Origin of the sequence: Parabacteroides faecalis (assembly GCF_022809355.1) — a bacterium.
In the GTDB taxonomy this organism is placed as follows: domain Bacteria; phylum Bacteroidota; class Bacteroidia; order Bacteroidales; family Tannerellaceae; genus Parabacteroides; species Parabacteroides faecalis.
Map to the genome: position 1 here is coordinate 1 of NZ_JAKZMM010000098.1, position 3,011 is coordinate 3,011.

General features: G+C 42.0%; 4 protein-coding genes. All 4 read left to right on the forward strand.

Features of this window, described 5'->3' with window-relative positions; all coding sequences use genetic code 11:
* Positions 1-119 precede the first annotated feature (119 nt).
* The 4 genes from MUN53_RS18175 (at position 120) to MUN53_RS18190 (ending at position 2,489) form a co-directional block, all read left to right on the forward strand.
* On the forward strand, positions 120-362 hold the full coding sequence (locus MUN53_RS18175; RefSeq protein ID WP_243326832.1) for an HU family DNA-binding protein: 243 nt from the start codon (positions 120-122) through the stop codon (positions 360-362).
* Positions 363-490: 128 nt separating this feature from the next.
* Positions 491-775 (forward strand): hypothetical protein, encoded by a 285-nt coding sequence (locus MUN53_RS18180; RefSeq protein ID WP_087209065.1) that lies wholly within the window; start codon positions 491-493, stop codon positions 773-775.
* Positions 772-1,221: a LexA family protein gene (locus MUN53_RS18185; RefSeq protein WP_118038407.1), complete on the forward strand. Its 450-nt coding sequence runs from the start codon at positions 772-774 to the stop codon at positions 1,219-1,221. Before MUN53_RS18180 ends, MUN53_RS18185 begins: the two co-directional genes overlap by 4 nt.
* On the forward strand, positions 1,218-2,489 hold the full coding sequence (locus tag MUN53_RS18190; protein ID WP_215666695.1) for a Y-family DNA polymerase: 1,272 nt from the start codon (positions 1,218-1,220) through the stop codon (positions 2,487-2,489). Before MUN53_RS18185 ends, MUN53_RS18190 begins: the two co-directional genes overlap by 4 nt.
* Positions 2,490-3,011 lie beyond the last annotated feature (522 nt).

Below are 3,011 nucleotides of genomic sequence, written 5' to 3' on the forward strand. Positions count from 1 at the left end.
TTTGCAACACTAAGATAAGTGAAAATTCTGACATGGCAAAATCCTGGGCAACTTTTTGTTGCTCAGGAACTTATAAATAAAGTTAAATTATAGTGTTGCGGAATTAAGGTTCTACTGGTATTGATTACGCAACAGCATTAACAGTAGTAGAGTCATTCATGTCTGAAGTAAAATCTTCATTGGCAAATCAGGAACCTGTCTTTCTAAGAGGCTTCGGCAGCTTTATCCTGAAGCATAGGGCAGAGAAAACCGCTCGCAATATTTCCAGAAACACTACAGTAATTGTACCGGAACATGATATACCAGCTTTCAAACCTGCCAAAGAGTTTGTCGCTTCAATAAGTAAATTGAAAAATATTTAATATGGACGGTTTTACACAACTATCCATTTATCTGTATCACAACTATCTGTAGAGGGTGTATGATTAGGATAAAATTACACAACTAAATTATTCTATGTTATTTTCTGAATTTGTAACATAATCAAAATATGAAAGATCAACTTGCTTTATTACGAAAATGCGTCGTAAATCAAATACCGGCAACTGTATTTCAAGGTGACGATACCTGTACGGTAGAAGTCCTGGAGGCAGCCATTGAAATCTACAGAAGGCATGGCGCTTCTCGCGAGTTTCTGTATGACTTCCAGAATGTAATTGAAGATGTTAAGGCTTATCAGAGACAGAATCCCCACAGATTAAAACTGGCTGATATGACTGAGGTTGAGAAAGAACTTCTTCGTAAGGAAATGCTGGAGAAAGGACTACTTGGATGAGTATAAAACTTACCATGTATTCTGCTGACCTGAGCAGCGAACTGTCATTACCGTTTGCAGACCAGGGTGTGAGAGCTGGATTTCCTTCACCTGCTCAAGACTACATGACTGATAGCATAGACCTAAACCGGGAACTCATACGCCATCCGGCTACTACCTTCTATGCCCGTGCTTCCGGAGATTCCATGAAGGACTGCGGTATCGATGACGGCGACCTGCTGGTCATAGACAAGGCCCTGGAACCTCAGGACGGTGACATCGTTGTGGCTTTCATCGATGGAGAATTCACGCTGAAGACAGTGCGCTTTGACGATAATGAAAAATGTATCTGGCTCGTTCCGGCCAACGAGGAATACACTCCGATTAGGATTACAGAGGAGAACAACTTCCTGATATGGGGAGTTCTTACCTACAACATAAAAAGACAGCTTAGAAAAGGCAGATGATAGCCCTTGTTGATTGCAATAACTTCTACTGCTCATGCGAGCGCGTGTTCAATCCGCTGCTTCGTGACAAACCTGTCGTTGTTCTCTCGAACAATGACGGCTGTGTCGTGGCCAGAAGCAACGAAGTCAAGGCAATGGGCATCAAGATGGGGACACCTCTCTATCAGATCCGTGAAGTCTTGGAGGCAAACAATGTGGCTGTCTTCAGTTCCAACTACAATCTGTATGGTGATATGAGCCGCCGGGTTATGATGCTGCTGTCCGAGTTTACGCCGGAACTGACACAGTACTCGATTGATGAAGCGTTCCTGGATCTCTCAGGCTTCGGAGAAGGGGAGAAACTGGTTTCCTACGGTCGGAAGATTGTAAAGACCATCGGAAAGGGTACAGGCATCCCGGTTACAATGGGCATTGCACCGACAAAGACTCTGGCGAAGGTGGCAAGCAGATACGGGAAAAAGTACAAGGGTTATGGAGGTGTTTGTATCATTGATACGGAAGATAAACGAATCAAAGCTTTACAAAGGTTCGAAATTGGCGAAGTCTGGGGTATCGGCCATCGGAGCTTGGATAAGCTGCGCTATTATGGTATAAATACCGCCTTAGATTTCACTCAGAAAAGCGAGAGCTTCGTGCGAAAATTACTTACAATTACCGGTGTACGCACTTGGAAGGAGCTTCGTGGTGAATCTTGTATCGATGTCGAGGAACTGCCTCAGAAGAAAAGTATCTGTACCAGCCGCAGTTTCCCTGACTCTGGTCTGTCAGAACTCTCCAGCTTAGAGGAAGCAGTCGCCAACTTTTCTTCCGAATGTGTCCGTAAGCTCCGTATGCAGCACAGCTGCTGTACAGAGATAACTGTCTTCGCCTATACCAGCCGTTTCCGTCTTGATCTTCCACAACACTGCATCAACCGTACCATTCACCTGCAAGTACCTACAAATGACCTTCAGGAACTTGTAAGTACCGCAGTCCAGGCACTTCGCATGGATTTCAGCAAGGAGGGCGGTTATCAGTACAAGAAAGCCGGTGTCATTGTCTGGAACATAGTTCCTGACTCAGCCATCCAGACCAACTTGTTCGACACCATTGACCGTGAGAAGCAGTCACGCTTGGCCGCTGCCATAGATGCGATTAATCGCAAGAACGGTCATAACACAATAAAGGTAGCTGTCCAGGGTACTACAGACAAGTCGTGGCATCTTAAATGCGAACATATTAGCAAACAGTACACCACCAACCTCGATGATGTCATCCTCATAAAGTAAACTTTATAAGCAATGCACTCTGTTTAATATTATAAATTGCTGAAGATTAGAACTTACTTATTTATTGCATAAAGATTTGGCATGTGTTTCTACTTTCAATTATAAACACTATATTTGTGATATTAGCTGCTTAGAATTATAATCAAGTGCAAAAAAATTGAATTAATACAAAACTATTAATTTAAGTATTATGAAAACAAAAAAATTGATCGGAAAGCTTATGCTATTCCTGCTTTCATTTACATTCATCAGTTGTAAAACTTATAAGAATAGCGAGGTTAATTCAATTGGTATAATAGGCAGTGCAGACGGGCCTACAGCTATTTATATAAAAGTCAATCCTAATTTTCTTATTCAGAAGAGTTTAGATATAATACAGAACTTATGCCTTTTAGCTAAAGATTCAACATATACCTAAAATCCGCAACTATCATCCAATACACGATTAAGGGTAGATTTATGAGTCGTTAGTAGCAGCTTTCAGTAAAAAGCAACAGCACAACATCAATATGTAGCCACCAT

Coding starts and splice junctions, on each gene's coding strand:
- MUN53_RS18180 (WP_087209065.1), top strand. CDS start 491: ATGAAAGATCAACTTGCTTTATTACGAAAATGCGTCGTAAATCAAATA.
- MUN53_RS18185 (WP_118038407.1), top strand. CDS start 772: ATGAGTATAAAACTTACCATGTATTCTGCTGACCTGAGCAGCGAACTG.
- MUN53_RS18190 (WP_215666695.1), top strand. CDS start 1,218: ATGATAGCCCTTGTTGATTGCAATAACTTCTACTGCTCATGCGAGCGC.